The following is a 16,055-nucleotide window of genomic DNA, read 5'->3' as shown; positions in this document are numbered from 1 at the left end:
CTGAGCACCCCGTCCCGGCCTACAGCAGGAGAAACAACGTCATGAGATCCACGTCCGCACGGCTTCTCGGCGGCGGCGCCCTCGCCGTCAGCCTCTCCCTCGCCCTCTCCGCCTGCGGTGGCGGCGGCGGGAGCAAGTCCTCCTCGGGCGGCTCCGGTTCGTACGACAAGAACGCGACCATCGGCATCGGTTCGCTCTACGAGCCGCAGAACCTCGACAACACCGGGGGCGGCGGCCAGGGCGTGACCGAGGCGCTCAACGGGAACGTCTACGAGGGCCTGTTCAAGCTCACGGACGACGGCAAGGTCGAGAACCTGCTGGCCACCGACTACAAGGTCAGCCCCGACGGCCTCACCTACACCTTCACCCTGCGCAAGGGCGTGAAGTTCCACTCCGGCAAGACCCTCACCTCCGCCGATGTGAAGTACAGCATCGAGAAGGTCAGGGCCAAGGACTCCCAGTCGGCGCGCAAGAGCAGCTTCGACGTGGTGAAGTCGATCGAGACCCCGGACGCCGACACCGTCAAGATCGCGCTGTCGTCGAAGTCGATCTCGTTCGTCTACAACCTCAGCTACGTCTGGATCATCAACGCCGACGCCAAGAACCTCAAGACGTCGGAGGACGGCACCGGCCCGTACAAGCTCGACAAGTGGACCCGCGGCTCCGCGCTCAGCCTCGTCCGCTTCCCGGGCTACTGGGGGAAGGCCGCCACCAACGAGAAGGTCGTCTTCCACTACTACAAGGACGCGACCGCGCTCAACAACGCGCTGCTCACCAACGCCGTCGACGTGGTGACCAGCGAGCAGAGCCCCGACGCCCTAGACCAGTTCAAGAACAACACGAACTACAAGGTCAACGACGGCAAGTCGACCACCAAGCTGCTGCTGGCCTTCAACGACCGGGTCAAGCCCTTCAACAACGTCGAGGTGCGCAAGGCCGTCACCTCGGCCATCGACAACAAGAAGCTCCTCCAGTCGGTCTGGGGCGACCACGGCACACTGATCGGCTCGATGGTCCCGCCCACCGACCCCTGGTACGAGGACCTGACCAAGGTCAACCCGTACGACGTGGCGCTCGCCAAGAAGGAACTGGCCAAGGCCGGCTACGCCAAGGGCTTCAGCTTCACGCTCGACACGCCGAACTACGACCCGCACCCCACCGCCGCCACCTTCATCAAGTCGGAGCTGGCCAAGGTCGGTATCGACGTCAAGATCAACATCATCACGCCGGACGAGTGGTACACGAAGGTCTACAAGAACCACGACTTCAGCGCGACGCTCCAGGAGCACGTCAACGACCGCGACATCGTCTGGTACGGAAACCCCGACTTCTACTGGGGCTACGACAACAAGCAGGTCACCGAGTGGGTGAAGCAGGCGGAGGAGTCGGACACCACCGCACAGCAGACGGCCCTGCTGAAGAAGGTCAACACGAAGATCGCGGAGGACGCGGCCAGCGACTGGCTGTACCTCTACCCGCAGATCGTGGTGGCCAACACGAAGCTGTCGGGGTACCCGCTGAACGGGCTGAACTCGCAGTTCTTCGCGTACGGCATCAAGAAGAGCTGACCTCCCGCCCGCTGGGATCCCTTCTTGATGTGCTGTTCCGCGGGGCGGCCGGGCCGGGTTCTCCCGCCCGTCGCCGCCCCGCGGAATACCCGCTTCCCCCGATCGGTTCGGTCTCCTGATGCTCTCCTACCTCCTGCGGCGGCTGGGCTTCCTCGTCGGCTCGCTCTTCCTGGCCAGCGTGGTGCTCTTCCTGCTGCTGCGGCTGCTGCCCGGTGACCCGGCGAACTCCCTGCTCTCGGTCGGCGCGACCCCGGAGCAGATCGCCGCCGCCCGCCACCAGATAGGGTCCGACCGGCCGCTGCCCGAGCAGTTCGGGCACTGGCTGCACCAACTGGTCACCTTCGACCTCGGCAACTCCTTCATCAGCTCGCTGCCGGTCGGCCCGGAGATCACCTCCCGGCTGAACGTCACCGTGCCGCTGACGCTGCTTGCCTTCCTGCTGGCCGTGGTGGTCGCCGTACCGGTCGGCTACGCCGCGGCCCTCCGCGCGAACACCCGCCTCGGCACACTCCTCAGCGGAGTCTCCCAGCTCGGCATCGCCGTACCCGTCTTCTGGGTCGGCATGCTCCTCATCACCGTCTTCGCGCTGCGCCTCGGCGTGCTGCCGGCCGGGGGCTTCCCGCAGGACGGCTGGGCGGAGCCCGGGGAAGCGCTCAGATCGCTCGCGCTGCCGGTCATCACCGTCGCGCTCGTGATGTCGGCGTCGCTCATCCGGTACGTACGCTCCGCCGCCCTGGATGTCCTCGGCAGCGACTACCTCCGTACGGCGCGCGCCCTGGGCTCCTCCTTCACCCGCGCGATGTGGCGCCACGGGCTGCGCAACGGCGCCGTACCGGTGATATCGGTGCTCGGCATCGAACTGGCGACGACGCTGCTCGGCGCGGTGGTCGTCGAGACGGTGTTCGCGCTGCCGGGCCTGGGGAGCATGCTGGCGCAGGCGGTCGCGCAGCACGACTACCCGGTGGTGCAGGGCGTGCTGTTCGTATCCACCTTCGCGGTCCTGGTCATCGGGTTCCTCAGCGATCTCGCGCAGCGGCTGGTCGATCCGCGGCTGCGCGGCCATCTGGCGTCGGGTCGGCGGGGGGCGAAGTCGTGATGGGTGACACCACGGTGCGGGACACGGCTACGGAGAAGACCACACGCCGCCGGCGGCGGTCGCCCGCGCTGGTGACCGGACTCGTCCTCGTGGGATTCATCGTCCTGATCGCGGTCGTGTCGGCGTTCTGGCTGCCGTACGCGCCCGACGACACCTCGGGCGGGCGGCTGATGGCGCCGGGGCTCGACCATCTGCTCGGTACGGACAAGCTCGGCCGCGATCTGCTGACGCAGCTGATGAACGGCGCGGGCATCGCGCTGCGTGCCGGGCTCGGCGCGACCGCGATCGGTGCCGGGCTCGGGGTGTGCGCCGGGCTCGCGGCCGGATTCGCGACGCGCTGGCTGGACGACACACTGTCGACCCTGCTGGACGTGCTGATCGCCTTCCCCACCTTGCTGCTGGCCATGCTGATGGTCGCGGCGCGCTCCGCGTCGCTCGGCTCGGCGATCCTGGCGATCGGGCTCGCGATGACGGCGGTTGTTGCCCGTTTGACCAGAGTGCTGGTCAAACGGGTACTGGCGCAGGACTACATCACCGCGGCCCGGACCTCGGGCACCTCGTGGCCCCGGATCGTCACGGGCCATGTGCTGCCCAACATCTGGCCCACGCTCGTGGTGAACCTCGCCCTCCAGTTCGGCCTCGCCGTCATGGCCGAGGCGAGCCTGTCGTTCCTCGGGCTCGGCGCGCCGCCGCCGAACGCCTCGTGGGGGCGGATGCTCCAGGAGGCGCAGGCGACCGTCTTCACCGCGCCGACCGGGGTGATCGCGCCGGGCGTGCTGCTGGTCATGCTGGTCGTCGGCATGAACCTGGTCGCGGACGGGCTGCGCGACACGCTCGATCCGACGCGACGGAGGTCCCGATGAGCGACGTACTGCAGGTCGAGGGGCTCGGTGTCCGCACGGACGACGGGCGGGACCTCGTCTCCGACGTCTCGTTCTCGATCGGCGCCGGGTCCCGGCTCGGGCTGGTCGGGGAGTCGGGTTCCGGCAAGTCGCTGACCGCGCTCGCCGTCATGGGGCTGCTGCCGCGCGGAATGAGCGCGTCGGGCAGCATCCTGCTCAGGCCCACGGACTCCGCGCCGGCCGCCGAGGTCGTCGGCGCGTCCGAGCAGCGGCTGAACGGGCTGCGCGGCAGCGCGGCCACCGTCGTCTTCCAGGAGCCGCTGACCGCCCTCGACCCGCTGATGCGTACCGGGCACCAGATCGCGGAGTCCCTGCGCCTGACCCACGGCCGCGGGCTGCGCGGCCCGGCGCTGCGGCGCGCGGTGACCGACGCGCTGGACCGCGTACGGCTGCCCGAGCCCGACCGGATCGCCCGCGCGTATCCGCACGAGATCTCCGGCGGCCAGCGCCAGCGGGTCGCCCTCGCCATGGCCCTGGCCAGGGAACCGGCGCTGCTGATCGCGGACGAGCCGACCACCGCGCTGGATGTCACCGTGCAGGCGGAGGTGCTCGCGCTGCTGGACGGCCTGGTCGCCGAGCGGGGCATGGCACTGCTCTTCATCAGCCACGATCTGGCGGTCGTCTCGGCCGTGACCGACCATGTCCTGGTGCTCAAGGACGGGGCGGCGGTCGAGTCGGGCACCGTGGACGACATCGTGCGGCGGCCGTCACATCCGTACACCCGGGACCTGGTGGGGAGCGCCCGGCACCTCGAAAGCGCGCTGGAACGGATCGTTCGATGACGCCACACACTCCAACGACCCCTTCCACGGCCCCCGTTCTGGCCGCCCGCGACGCGGGGTTCGCGTACCGGGGGGCGCCGCCCGTACTGCACGGTGTCTCGCTCGACATCACGGCGGGACGGAGCGTCGGCCTGGTCGGTGAGTCGGGCGCGGGCAAGACCACGGTGCTCCGGCTGCTGCTCGGCCTGACCCGGCCCACCAGCGGGCGGATCCTCTTCGACGGCGACGAACTCCGGCTGCGCGACCGGGAGCAGATGCGGCGCTTCCGGCGGGGCGTGCAGAGCGTGTTCCAGGACCCGTACTCGTCGCTGGATCCGCGGCAGCGGGTGGGCAGGATCGTCTCGGAGCCGCTGCGATCGCTGGGGCTCGCGCCGACGGCCAGTCCTGTACGCGGTGTACGCGGCGTACGCGGGGACGATCCGCGCGTCGGGGCCGCGCTGGAGGCGGTCGGGCTGCCGGCGGATGTCGCGGGGCGCTACCCGCACGAGTTCTCCGGCGGTCAGCGCCAGCGCATCGCGATCGCGCGGGCGACGGTGTGCGATCCGCGCGTTCTGCTGGCCGACGAGCCGGTCAGCGCGCTCGATGTGACCACCCGCGTCCGGATCGTCGATCTGCTGATCGAGCTGAAGGAGACCCGCGGGCTGACCATCGCGATGGTCTCGCACGATCTGTCGGTGGTGGCGGCCCTCTGCGAGTGGACGGCGGTGCTTGAGCACGGGCGGGTGGTGGAGCAGGGCGACACCGCCGGCGTCCTGGGTGCGCCGTCGCATCCGTACACGCGCCAACTGCTGGCGAGCGTACCGAGGTTGCCGGCGGCGGACGACGCGTAGGGGTCTTCTGCGGCTCCTTTACGGGGTCGGCGGATCCGTGCGCAGGTGGCGGTCCAGGGCCAGTGACACCTCCGCCGCCACCACACTCTGCGCGAGGGGCCTGAGCTTGGCCGGGTCCGTGCCGGGGGTGTGGTCCCTGAGCACCTCGGCGAAGATCGCGGCCAGCGCGTCCGTGTGGACCCGTACGCTCCGGCCCGCTTCGAGGACGGCCGCGAGCGGCACGCCCTCCCGTACCAGGGCCGTCGAGACGTCCAGCAGCCGGCGGCTGACGTGGACGATGTCCGTGCCGTCCGTGGCGAGATAGCCGAGGTCGAGGGCGGCGGCGAGGTTCGCCGGGGTGACCTCGCCCTCGAAGTGGTCGGCCAGCTCCTCGGGGGAGAGCCGGACCGGGGTCTCCTCGAAGTCGGCGCCGAGTCCCAGGACTTCGCCGACGTCCCGGCCGGTCTCGATGGTGGCGGCGAGGTCGGCGATGCCGTTCAGGGTGTGGCCGCGCTCCAGGAGGGCGGCGATCGTACGGAGCCGGGCCAGATGACCGTCGTCGTACCAGGCGATCCGGCCCTCCCGGCGGGGCGGCCGGATCAGCCCGCGCTCACGGTAGAAGCGCACGGTGCGGACGGTGATGCCCGCCTCCCGGGCCAGCTCCGCCATGCGGTACTCGCGGACCGCCGTGTCCTGCGCCCGTCGCTGCCCCTCTTCCATGCCGGGCAGCTTATGTCGTACGCGTCGTACCGCGGGTAACTTGCCCTGGTCCGACCCCTACCCATCAGTACGGCGCTGCTCTACGCTCCGGATTGCGCCAGTGATCGCTGGCGCTGTTCTTGTCTGTCCGGCGGATGGGCCCAGTGGGTCAGGAGGCGGTGCGGTATGGATCAGCACGTACGTGTGGCGGTGATCGGATCCGGGTTCGGCGGTCTGGGGGCGGCCGTCCGGCTGCGACGGGAGGGGATCACCGACTTCGTCGTACTGGAGCGGGCCGGTTCCGTCGGCGGCACCTGGCGCGACAACAGCTATCCGGGCTGCGCCTGCGACGTCCCCTCGCACCTCTACTCGTTCTCCTTCGCGCCCAACCCCGACTGGCCGCGCACCTTCTCCGGGCAGCGCCATATCCGCGCGTACCTGGAACACGTCGCCGACACCTTCGGGCTCCGGCCGCACCTCCGCTTCCACCACGACGTACGGCTGATGCGCTGGGACAACGACGCCCTGCGCTGGGAGATCGAGACCACGCACGGCACCACACTCACCGCCGATGTGGTCGTCTCGGCGACCGGCCCGCTCTCGGACCCGAAGATCCCGGACATACCCGGGCTCGCGGAGTTCCCCGGGAAGGTCTTCCACTCCGCGCGCTGGGACCACGGCTACGACCTGCGCGGCAAGCGCGTCGCCGTCATCGGTACGGGCGCCTCGGCCATCCAGATCGTCCCCGCCATCCAGCCCGAGGTGTCCCGGCTGACGCTCTTCCAGCGGACCCCGGCCTGGGTGCTGCCGCGCGCCGACCGGCCGATCACGGCGGTGGAGCGCGGGCTGCACAGGGCGCTGCCCGTCACGAGCGCGCTGCGTCGCAGACTGCTCCGGTCCATAAGGGAGTTGCAGATCCAGGCGTTCACCAAGCGGCCCAGGGAGCTCGGTCTGGTCGAGACCCTCGCCAAGGCCAATATCGCGAGGTCGGTCAAGGACCCGGCGCTCCGGGCCAGGCTGACCCCCGCGTACCGCATCGGCTGCAAGCGCATCCTGCTCTCCAGCTCGTACTATCCGGCGCTCGCACGGCCGAATGTGGAGGTGGTCGCGGCCGGGCTGGCCGAGGTGCGCGGGTCGACGCTGGTGGGGACGGACGGTACGGAGGTGGAGGCCGACGCGATCGTCTTCGGCACCGGATTCCATGTGACGGACGCACCCATCGCCGAGCGGGTGATCGGCGCGGACGGGATCACACTCGCGGAGGTGTGGAAGGGCGGGGTGACATCGCTGCGCGGCGCGACCGCCGGCGGATTCCCCAACTGGATGACGATCATCGGCCCGAACACCGGGCTCGGGAACTCCTCGATGGTCCTGATGATCGAGTCCCATCTGAACTATCTTGCGGACTATCTACGGCAGTTGGACGGCCTGGGCGGCCGGGACGCGGGCCGGGGCCGGGTGGCACTCGTACCCCGCGCGGCGGCCGTGCGCGGCTGGAACGACCGTGTGCAGCGGCGGATGGCGCGCACGGTGTGGAGCACCGGCGGCTGCACCAGCTGGTACATCGACGAGAGCGGTCACAACACCACCCTCTGGCCGGGCACGACGGCGGAGTTCCGGCGGGCGACGCGGGAGGTGAACCTCGCGGAGTACGAGGTGATCCGCGCGGCGGGGCCCGCGCGGGGTAACGAGCGGGAGAAGGAGGCGGTCCGATGAGCCGGGCGGAGAGCGGGACAGCAGGGGGGAAGGCTGCGCGGCCGGGGCGGCGGTACTTCCCCAAGGAGCGGGAGGTGTCCGTCCGTTCGGCCGACGGCACCCGGATCCACACGGAGATCCACGGCGAGGACGGCCGGCCCGCCGTCGTCCTCGCGCACGGCTGGACCTGCTCCGTCCAGTACTGGGCCGCGCAGCTCGCGGACCTCGCCGTCGACCACCGGGTGATCGTCTACGACCTGCGCGGACACGGCCGCTCGCGCGTACCGGCCGACGTACCGGCCGATGCGGGCCGTTCGGACCGTTCGGGCCGCCCGGGTAGTCCGGGCGGCCGTCCAGGCGCGTTCTCGGCCGACGCGCTGGCCGACGACCTCGAAGCGGTGCTCGCCGCCACCCTCGCGCCCGGCGAGAAGGCCGTGGTCGTCGGCCACTCGATGGGCGGCATGGCGGTGATGGCCGCCGCCCGCCGGCCCGTCTTCCGGGAGCACACGGCGGCCGTCCTGCTGTGCAACACGGGCAGTTCGCGGCTGGTCGCCGACATGGAGGTCGTACCGCTGCCCGCCGGGCGGGCGCGCGACTGGTTCACCCGGCGGATCCTCGGCACACGGCTGCCGCTGGGCCCGGTCACACCGGTCTCGAAGCGGCTCCTGCGGTACGGGACGATGGGCGCCGGCGCGGCGCCGGAGCGGGTCACGGCGTGCGCGCGCGTCGTACAGGCCTGTCCCCGGGGTACCCGGGTGGGGTGGGCGAAGGTGCTGGACGGGCTCGATCTCGACGCGAACGTACGGGAGTTGCGCGTACCGACCGCCGTACTCGCCGGGGAGGCGGACCGGATGACCCCGCCGGTGATGTCGCGGGCGCTGGCCGCCGCGCTGCCGGAGTGCGTGGGGCTGACCGTACTGGCGGGCGTCGGGCACATGGGGCCGGTGGAGGCGCCGGAGGCCGTCGGCGAGTCGATACGGGAGCTCACGGCGGCGCATCTCGGCACGGCGGAGGGGACGGCGTGAGCGACGTGAGCACGGCGAACCGTAGGAACCGGACAGGACGCCCGCGCGGCTTCCGCGACCTCGACGGGCAGGTCGCCGTCGTCACCGGTGCGGCGCGCGGGGTCGGTGAGCTGCTGGCGCGCAAGCTCTCGGCGCGCGGCGCGCGGGTGGCGCTCGTGGGCCTGGAGGAGGACGGGCTGAAGCGCGTCGCCGGGCGGCTGCACACGGAGGGCGGCCACTGGCACGCGGATGTCACGGACGACGCCGCGATGACCCGGGTCGCGGGCGAGGTGCGGGAGCGCTTCGGCCGCGTCGACATCGTGGTGGCCAACGCGGGCGTCGCCGCCGGCGGCCCCTTCGCGGACGCGGACCCGGCCGCCTGGCGCCGGGTCATCGAGGTCAATCTGATCGGCGGCGCGGTGACGGCGCGGGCCTTCCTGCCGTTCCTGCGCAGCAGCCGCGGCTACTTCCTCCAGATAGCGTCGCTCGCCGCGATCACGCCCGCGCCGCTGATGACGGCGTACTGCGCGTCCAAGTCCGGTGTCGAGGCGTTCGCCCACAGCCTGCGCGCCGAGGTCGCCCACCAGGGCGTACGCGTCGGCGTCGGCTATCTGTCCTGGACGGACACCGACATGGTGCGCGGCGCCGACGAGGACGAGGCGCTGCGCGAACTGCGCGCCCGGCTGCCCTGGCCGGCGAACCGTACGTACCCCCTCGGCCCCGCCGTGGACCGTATCGTCGCCGGCATAGAGCGGCGCGCTCCGCATGTGTACGCGCAGTGGTGGCTGCGCGGCATGCAGGGCGTACGGGGCTGTGTGCCCGGCGTCATCGCCACTGCCGGACAGCGCGAGATGCGCCGCTTCGAGGCGCGGCTCGCGGGCCGTCCGGCGGGAGCGGGCGGCGGCGTGGGCGGTGGCGTGGGAGGGGGCGCGGGCGGTGGCGTGGGTACGGGCCTGCTCGGCGCGGGCGGCGCGGCGGACGAACGGGGGCGCACGCTCCGTAACTGAGCGAACCTTGATCGAAATGCGTGGAATGTCGGGCCGTGTCAGTCTGATCGAGGCCCCACCCCGCGAGGGGGTTCCGGGCCTCATCCCAAGGCTCCACAACTTCAGGAGTGACATTCCATGGGCATTTCCGACCAGTTCAAGGACAAGGCACAGCAGCTCGCCGACCAGGCCAAGGCCAAGATGGACGAGAACAAGGACCCGTCGAAGGCCAAGGACCGCGCGCAGGACGCCCGCGACCAGGGCCAGTCGAGGGCCCAGGACGCACGCGACGACGCGGAAGACCGCTTCGACCACTGACGCGGGCGCCGCTCCGGTGCTTCGACGAGAGCGCACCCGGCTCCGGCCGGGTGCGCTCTTCGCGCGTGCTCGTCCGAAGTCCTTTGCCCAGGAGGCCCCCTGGTACGTTGACGCCCTGAGAATCCGGACGTTCGCGGATCTCGGCACAGAGGAAAGGGCGTCCATGCGCACTCAGCACACCCCGGCCAGGGGAACCGATCAGGTGGAGGACCCGGCACGGCGTGCCGTGCTGAGAAACGCTCGCGCCGCGGACGATCTCGTCGGTCCCGCCCTGGCCGGCCTGTCGCGGCCCACCTCTGGTTCACTGCTCACCTTGCAGAGCGCCGTCGGCAACTCGGCGGTGATATCCGCGATGAACGGCGGGAGCGGCGCCCCGGTTTCGGCACCGGGCGGTACGCGGGGCCTGTTGGTTCAGCGCGCCCGCGACGATGATGACGATGATCGTCGTCGCCGCCACCGCAGCAAGTCGCACGCCTCCAGCTCACGTCGCACGCCTTCGCGTTCACGGGGCTCACAGACCCCTGAGTACGAACACCTGGACATCAGTTACACATCGAGGGACACGATGGCGGGCGTGCCGCACGGTCCCAGGCGACCCGACCAGAACACGGTGATGGGCGGGTCGGCGTCCGACGCGATGAAGGCATCCGGAGTGCACCCCGGCGGAACCACGAGCTGGCTGCACGCCGCCGCCGCCTGGCACCACGGTGACGCGGTGCACGGCACGCCGCAGCGGGCGGACAACCTGGTCGCCGGTACGCAGGCGACGAACATGGAGCACCTCCGCTGGGAGTCCGCCCTGTCGGAACCCGCCAGGGACGACAAGGGCAAGGGCAAGGCCAGCAGCAAGGGCAAGGGCAAGAGCAGCAGCAGCAAGAGCAAGAGCGGAAAGAGCGACGGCGGCGACGGCGGTGGCCACTTCGCGGGCGGCGTCGACATGCTCGGGACGCCGGTCACGCAGATGGCCATGAACGGCCGTGTCCCCGGCGGGAAGAACGTGTTCCGTGAGGCGAAGTACATGGTCCACTCGCCTTATGATCCGCGAGACATGTATTACAGGAAGCTCGATCCCCTGGACCCGCGATCGGTCGGCGATCGCGAAAAGGCCGGAGACCTGCCGTCACGTGAGTCGATTCACCGCCAGTCGGAGGCGTATCACGCGCAGTTCACGATGAACGCGCTCCCTCACGAGGCGGTCCCGTCCGAGTACCGGGACTGGGAGCAGTCGCGGGGGCAGTCGTCGGCGCCGACATCGTCGGCAAGCGGTGCCCACATCAGGACCTCGCGCGAGCGCAGTCGGGAGAGCCCCGCCCCTGCCCCCTCCGGCTCAGGACACCGGCGCCGCAGTGAATCCCTGAGCAGAAGCAACAGCCGGAGCGGCACCCCCACCACGAGCGCGCCCAGGCCGGATCGCAGCCGGCCGCCGGTGGCCAACGCGCACCTCTACCCCGCTGCCGGCAACCAGGCTTCGAGGCTTTCGCCGGCCCCCGGTTACGGCTCTTCCCGGTCCTCCCGCTCGGGCAGCGTCGACATCGTCACCGCCGAGCCCAGGCCACGGCCCCGCCGGCGGGACAGTGTCCACGAGCGCGACGACCGCTCCGCCTCCCCTCCGGATCGCCTCAGCAGCGCCCGTGACGCCCGTGACAGGGACGACGACAGGCGCTCACGTGGGGGGTACTACTACTGAGTCCGGGAGGCGCCGCGCGGGCCGAACGCCGTTCGCGAGCCGGTGCGTGCCTACCGCTGCCTGCCGCTGCCTACCCCGAACGGGGCGGCAGCGGCGGGCGGCGGAGGTCGGGGACCGCGCCGTAGCCCGGAGGGGTGGCGGCCGGGGTGCCGGCCAGGAGGTCGAGGGCCATCCAGACCGCGTCGTCGAGCTGGGCGTGCCGCCCCTCCGCCCAGTCCAGAGGGGTACGCAGGGCCTCGACGTCCGGGGCGACGCCGTGGTTCTCGATGGACCAGCCGTACGCGTCGAACCAGGCCGCGTTCATCGGCACGGTGATCACCGTGCCGTCGACCAGACGGTGCCGGCCCGTCATCCCGACCACACCGCCCCAGGTGCGCTGGCCGACGACCGGGCCGAGGCCGAGCAGCTTGAACGCGGCGGTGATCATGTCGCCGTCGGAGGCCGTCGCCTCGTCGGCCAGCGCGACGACCGGGCCGCGCGGCGCGTTCGAGGCGTACGAGACGGGCTGGGCGTCGCGCGTCAGGTCCCAGCCGACGATCCGGCGGCTGAGCTTCTCCACGACCAGTTCGCTGATGTGGCCGCCCGCGTTGCCCCGGACGTCCACGATCAGCGCCGGGCGCGAGACCTCCAGCCGTAGATCCCGGTTGAACTGCGCCCAGCCCGAGCCGCCCATGTCGGGGATGTGCAGATAGCCGCACCGGCCGCCGCTGATCTCCCGTACCGCCTCCCGGCGCTTGGACACCCAGTCCTGGTAGCGCAGCGGCCGTTCGTCGATCAGCGGGACCACCGCGACGCGCCGGGGCCGGTCCTCGCGGGTCTCGCGGCCCTCGCGCGCCGCCGGGCGGAAGGTCAGCTCGACCGTCGTACCGCCGGCTGCGGAGAGGAGCGGGTACGGGCCGGTCACCGGATCCACCGCGCGCCCGTCGACATGCGTGAGCACCGCGCCCTCGCGGATGCCCGTACCGGCGAGCGGTGAGCGCGCCCGGGAGTCCGAGGAGTCACCCGGCAGAATGCGCTTGACGATCCAATCCCCGTCCCTGCACACGAGGTTGGCGCCCAGCAGCCCCATCGCGCGCTGGTAGTGCGCCGGTCCCTCGTTGCGCCGGGCCGGGGTGACGTACGCGTGCGACGTGCCCAGCTCGCCGAGGACCTCGCGCAGCAGATCGGCGAACTCGTCGGGGGAGGCGACGCGTTCGATCAGCGGCCGGTACTGGTCGAGGACCCCGTCCCAGTCGATGCCGCACATCTCCGGCTCCCAGAAGTACGCGCGGATGATCCGGCCCGCCTCCGCGTACGCCTGCCGCCACTCCGCCTCCGGGTCGACGTCGTGCAGGATGCGCCGGGGATCGAGGAAGACGGTCGTGTCGAGGTCGCCCAGCTCGGTCGCGGGGACGGCGCGCAGCTCGCCGTCGTCCACGATCACCAGCCGGCTGCCGTCGCCGCTCGTGGCGAACCAGTCCAGATGCGCGACGAGTTCGCTCTTGCGCGCCTTCGCGATGTCGAAGTGCTCCAGCGTCGGCCGGCCCGACATGTCCGCCGGGTTGGCGAACGTCTCGCCCAGCGCGCCCGAGATCGGCCAGCGCAGCCACACCAGCCCGCCCCCGCTCACCGGGCGCAGCGCCGAGTACTTCGACGCGGTCACGGGGAACGGTGTGACCCGGTCGGGCAGCCCCTCGACCTCGACCGTGACCGTACCCTCGCCGTCCTCACTGAGCGTCGGATCGAGCCCGCCGGCAGCCGGGCGGCCGTCGGGGGAGAGCGCGAAGGGGGACGGGGTCGCGGAGGAGAGGGGGACGAGGTAGGGGCGGCAGCCGAGCGGGAAGGAGAGGTCGCCGGTGTGCACGTCGTACACCGGGTCGAAGCCGCGCCAGGAGAGGAAGGCGAGATAGCGGCCGTCGCTGGTGAAGACGGGGTTCTCGTCCTCGAAACGGCCGTTGGTGACATCGACGACGGTACGGGCGAAGCTGCCGGCGATCTTGGCGAGCTTGATCTGGCGCAGCGAGCGGCCGATGCCGGGGTGGGACCAGGTGAGCCAGCCGCCGTCGGGGGAGAAGGCGAGGTCGGTGACGGGGCCGTTGATGGAGCGGATGAGTTCGGTGACGGGGTCGGGGGTGGGTTGTTCCGCGGTCGCTTCTTCGGCGGGGGCCTCGGTCTGCTCGGTCTGCTCGGTCTGCTCGGCCTGCTCGGGGGGTTCCTCGGCCGTCGTCTCCACGTCTGCCGCCGCCACGTCCGTGTCCGCCACATCGATCAGCAGCAGCCGCCCGTCGTGCGACGCGATCGCGATCCGTTCGCCGTCCGGGTCCGCGACCATCTCCAGTACGCGCCCCAGCCGCCCGGAGGCCAGCCTGCGCGGCGGGCGGTCGCCGCTCGCGCGCGGGAGGTACGCGATCTCGACGGCGTCCTCGCCGTCCGCGTCCGTGACGTACGCGACCTGGCCGCCGCTGCCGAGCATCACCGGGTTCCTGACCCGTACGCCCGGTGTGTCCGCGATGGTGCGGGCGGGGCCGTCGCGGTGGGTGAGCCAGTAGAGGCTGCCGCGTACGGAGACGGCGCTCGCGCGGCCCGTCAGGTCCACCGACAGCCCGTCGATGTGCCGGCCGGCGGGCACCTGGTAGCCGCGCCGGCCCGCGCGTGTCCCTCCGAGCCGTACGTCCAGCCTGCGCGGCTGCGAGTCGGGGGCCAGCGTGTCCACCAGCCAGAGATCGCCCGCGCACTGGTAGACGACCCGGTGGCCGTCGGAGGAGGCGTGGCGGGCGTAGAAGGCGTCGTGGTCGGTGTGGCGGGTGAGGTCCGTACCGTCGGGGAGGCAGGAGTAGAGGTTGCCCACGCCCTCGTGGTCGGAGAGGAACGCGATGCGCCCGGCCACGAACATCGGCGAGTCGAGATGGCCCCCGATGTCCGGCAGCAGCCGCTCCCCGTGCAGCCAGAGCCGGCCGGTCGCGCCGCCCCGGTAGCGCTTCCAGGCGGCGGGCTCGTGCGGCGGCTTTCCGGTGAGCAGGAGCGTACGGCGCTCGCCGTCGAGGTCCGCGACGGCGATGTCGGTCACCGGGCCCCAGGGCAGCGCGCCGCCGGGGGAGCCGTCGAGGGGCAGGCTGTACGCCCAGGCGAAGTACGAGAAGGGCTGGCCGTGCGAGGAGACGGCGAGGATCTGCGGGGTCTGCGGCTCGCCGTCCTCACGGACGCAGGGGGTCCAGCCGCAGACCCGGGTGTCGGTGGCGCCCCAGTACGTCAGCCGCCGCGCGGGGCCGCCGCCGACGGGCGCCAGATGGATCTCGGGATCGAGGCTGCGCCAGCTCGTGTAGGCGATGTGCCGCCCGTCGGGCGAGAAGCGGGGATGGCCGAGCCGGGTCCGGTCCGCCGTCACCCGCCAGGCCCGGCCGGGTTCCTCCCCGGCACGCGGGAGCGGGGCGACCCAGAGGTCGTCCTCGGCGACGAAGCACAGGGAGTCGCCGTGCAGGTGCGGGAAGCGAAGGTACGCGGTCTCGTCACTCACCTCCCCCATGCTGCACTCGTCGGGGGTGGCGCGCCTCTTGAACGCGGGTTTTCGGGCCTGTGGCCGTCCGAAGGGGCCGAGCGTCTACCAGTGCGTGAAGTCGTACACCGCCGTGCAGTACGGATCCAGTGCCGGAGAGGTGTTCCACTCGAGTTCGTCGGGGACGAGAGACGGCAGCGCGGCGGCCAGCGCCGTGTTGCCCACCGTGATGTGGCGCAGGACACAAGCGAAACGGGTCCGTTTCGCTTGGGGGTAGGGTTATCTTCGTACTGTACGAAACCGTTTCGTTCGTTCGGGAAGGTCGAAGGCCATGGCACGCAGCAGACTCACGCCTGAACGTGAGGCCGAGCTGTACGGTGCCGTGCTCGATCTGCTGCGCGAGGTCGGTTACGACGCCCTCACCATGGACGCCGTGGCCGCACGTACCCACTCCAGCAAGGCCACCCTCTACCGCCAGTGGGGGAGCAAGGCCGAGTTGGTCGTCCGGGCGATGCGGAGCAACAAGCCATTGCAGTCGGACCGGATCGACACCGGTTCGCTGCGCGGGGACTTCCTCGCGATGGTCTCGCACACCGATGACTGCCAGGTGGAGAAGGACACCGCGCTGATGCGGGGTCTGTTCCATGCCGTGCACGACAATCCCGATCTGCACCAGGCGCTGCGCGAGCTGCTCATCGAGCCCGAGATCAACGGGCTTCACGTGCTGCTCCAGCGGGCCGTGGACCGGGGCGAGATCCCCGCGGACAGTCCCGCGCTGAAATATGTCACCCACATGCTGGTCGGCGCCTTCGTGGCCCGGCAGCTGATCGAGGATCTGCCGCCGGACCAGGCGTTCCTCGGTACCTATATCGACGCCGTCGTCTTCCCCGCCCTCGGCGTCTGAGTCCTTCTCTCCCTCGCAGGACCAGTTGGACCCGCAGGACCGTAGGACCTGTTCCACCCCGCAGCACCCGCAATACCTGACGCGTACCGCTCTGCCGTCGGGCCGGCTCCCCATGCCCTGTTCGTTCCATAGA

At 71.3% G+C, this 16,055-nt stretch carries 13 protein-coding genes; 11 read left to right on the top strand and 2 right to left on the bottom strand.

What is annotated here, in order from left to right:
- The first annotated feature begins 41 nt into the window (after positions 1 to 41).
- The 5 genes from AB0389_RS18515 (at position 42) to AB0389_RS18495 (ending at position 5,178) form a co-directional block, all read left to right on the top strand.
- On the top strand, positions 42 to 1,568 hold the full coding sequence (locus AB0389_RS18515; protein WP_366396472.1) for an ABC transporter substrate-binding protein: 1,527 nt from the start codon (positions 42 to 44) through the stop codon (positions 1,566 to 1,568).
- A 118-nt stretch (positions 1,569 to 1,686) separates the two neighbouring features.
- Positions 1,687 to 2,664, top strand: a complete 978-nt coding sequence (locus AB0389_RS18510) for an ABC transporter permease (protein WP_366396471.1) — start codon at positions 1,687 to 1,689, stop codon at positions 2,662 to 2,664.
- On the top strand, positions 2,664 to 3,527 hold the full coding sequence (locus AB0389_RS18505; protein ID WP_366396470.1) for an ABC transporter permease: 864 nt from the start codon (positions 2,664 to 2,666) through the stop codon (positions 3,525 to 3,527). The genes AB0389_RS18510 and AB0389_RS18505 overlap by 1 nt, the downstream gene beginning before the upstream one ends.
- Positions 3,524 to 4,348 carry an ABC transporter ATP-binding protein gene (locus AB0389_RS18500; RefSeq protein WP_366396469.1) on the top strand — a complete coding sequence of 275 codons (825 nt, stop codon included), beginning with the start codon at positions 3,524 to 3,526 and terminating at the stop codon, positions 4,346 to 4,348. Before AB0389_RS18505 ends, AB0389_RS18500 begins: the two co-directional genes overlap by 4 nt.
- Positions 4,345 to 5,178, top strand: coding sequence for an ABC transporter ATP-binding protein (locus tag AB0389_RS18495; RefSeq protein ID WP_366396468.1), 834 nt, complete (start codon positions 4,345 to 4,347; stop codon positions 5,176 to 5,178). Before AB0389_RS18500 ends, AB0389_RS18495 begins: the two co-directional genes overlap by 4 nt.
- Before the next feature lie 18 nt (positions 5,179 to 5,196).
- On the opposite strand, the gene AB0389_RS18490 is transcribed toward AB0389_RS18495, so the two are convergent.
- A complete protein-coding gene (locus AB0389_RS18490; RefSeq protein ID WP_366396519.1) occupies positions 5,197 to 5,826 on the bottom strand; it encodes a MerR family transcriptional regulator in 630 nt (209 codons plus the stop codon).
- Positions 5,827 to 6,042: 216 nt separating this feature from the next.
- On the opposite strand from AB0389_RS18490, the gene AB0389_RS18485 reads away from it, so the two are divergent.
- From AB0389_RS18485 to AB0389_RS18465, 5 genes are all read left to right on the top strand, one after another.
- Positions 6,043 to 7,572, top strand: coding sequence for an NAD(P)/FAD-dependent oxidoreductase (locus AB0389_RS18485; protein ID WP_366396467.1), 1,530 nt, complete (start codon positions 6,043 to 6,045; stop codon positions 7,570 to 7,572).
- A gap of 74 nt (positions 7,573 to 7,646) precedes the next feature.
- Positions 7,647 to 8,576: an alpha/beta hydrolase gene (locus AB0389_RS18480; protein WP_366396466.1), complete on the top strand. Its 930-nt coding sequence runs from the start codon at positions 7,647 to 7,649 to the stop codon at positions 8,574 to 8,576.
- A 5-nt stretch (positions 8,577 to 8,581) separates the two neighbouring features.
- The gene (locus AB0389_RS18475) at positions 8,582 to 9,562 is read left to right on the top strand and encodes an SDR family oxidoreductase (protein WP_366396518.1); all 981 of its coding nucleotides are present in this window, start codon (positions 8,582 to 8,584) and stop codon (positions 9,560 to 9,562) included.
- 117 nt (positions 9,563 to 9,679) lie between these two features.
- Positions 9,680 to 9,859 (top strand): hypothetical protein, encoded by a 180-nt coding sequence (locus AB0389_RS18470; RefSeq protein WP_366396465.1) that lies wholly within the window; start codon positions 9,680 to 9,682, stop codon positions 9,857 to 9,859.
- Positions 9,860 to 10,022: 163 nt separating this feature from the next.
- The gene (locus tag AB0389_RS18465) at positions 10,023 to 11,546 is read left to right on the top strand and encodes a hypothetical protein (RefSeq protein ID WP_366396464.1); all 1,524 of its coding nucleotides are present in this window, start codon (positions 10,023 to 10,025) and stop codon (positions 11,544 to 11,546) included.
- 70 nt (positions 11,547 to 11,616) lie between these two features.
- Here the strand turns inward: AB0389_RS18465 and AB0389_RS18460 are convergent, their stop codons facing one another.
- Positions 11,617 to 15,039, bottom strand: a complete 3,423-nt coding sequence (locus AB0389_RS18460) for a S41 family peptidase (protein WP_366396463.1) — start codon at positions 15,037 to 15,039, stop codon at positions 11,617 to 11,619.
- A gap of 310 nt (positions 15,040 to 15,349) precedes the next feature.
- Here AB0389_RS18460 and AB0389_RS18455 point away from each other — a divergent pair, with 310 nt between their 5' ends.
- Positions 15,350 to 15,922, top strand: coding sequence for a TetR/AcrR family transcriptional regulator (locus AB0389_RS18455; protein ID WP_366396462.1), 573 nt, complete (start codon positions 15,350 to 15,352; stop codon positions 15,920 to 15,922).
- The last annotated feature ends 133 nt before the right edge of the window (positions 15,923 to 16,055 follow it).

It is taken from the genome of Streptomyces sp. NPDC093109, assembly GCF_040701725.1.
In the GTDB taxonomy this organism is placed as follows: Bacteria; Actinomycetota; Actinomycetes; order Streptomycetales; family Streptomycetaceae; genus Streptomyces.
The sequence above is the reverse complement of the archived record's forward strand: the minus strand, read 5'-3'. Positions and strand labels throughout refer to the sequence as shown.

Coding starts and splice junctions, on each gene's coding strand:
- AB0389_RS18485 (WP_366396467.1), top strand. CDS start 6,043: ATGGATCAGCACGTACGTGTGGCGGTGATCGGATCCGGGTTCGGCGGT.
- AB0389_RS18505 (WP_366396470.1), top strand. CDS start 2,664: ATGGGTGACACCACGGTGCGGGACACGGCTACGGAGAAGACCACACGC.
- AB0389_RS18490 (WP_366396519.1), bottom strand. CDS start 5,826: ATGGCGGAGCTGGCCCGGGAGGCGGGCATCACCGTCCGCACCGTGCGC.
- AB0389_RS18455 (WP_366396462.1), top strand. CDS start 15,350: ATGGCACGCAGCAGACTCACGCCTGAACGTGAGGCCGAGCTGTACGGT.
- AB0389_RS18465 (WP_366396464.1), top strand. CDS start 10,023: ATGCGCACTCAGCACACCCCGGCCAGGGGAACCGATCAGGTGGAGGAC.
- AB0389_RS18470 (WP_366396465.1), top strand. CDS start 9,680: ATGGGCATTTCCGACCAGTTCAAGGACAAGGCACAGCAGCTCGCCGAC.
- AB0389_RS18495 (WP_366396468.1), top strand. CDS start 4,345: ATGACGCCACACACTCCAACGACCCCTTCCACGGCCCCCGTTCTGGCC.
- AB0389_RS18515 (WP_366396472.1), top strand. CDS start 42: ATGAGATCCACGTCCGCACGGCTTCTCGGCGGCGGCGCCCTCGCCGTC.
- AB0389_RS18510 (WP_366396471.1), top strand. CDS start 1,687: ATGCTCTCCTACCTCCTGCGGCGGCTGGGCTTCCTCGTCGGCTCGCTC.
- AB0389_RS18500 (WP_366396469.1), top strand. CDS start 3,524: ATGAGCGACGTACTGCAGGTCGAGGGGCTCGGTGTCCGCACGGACGAC.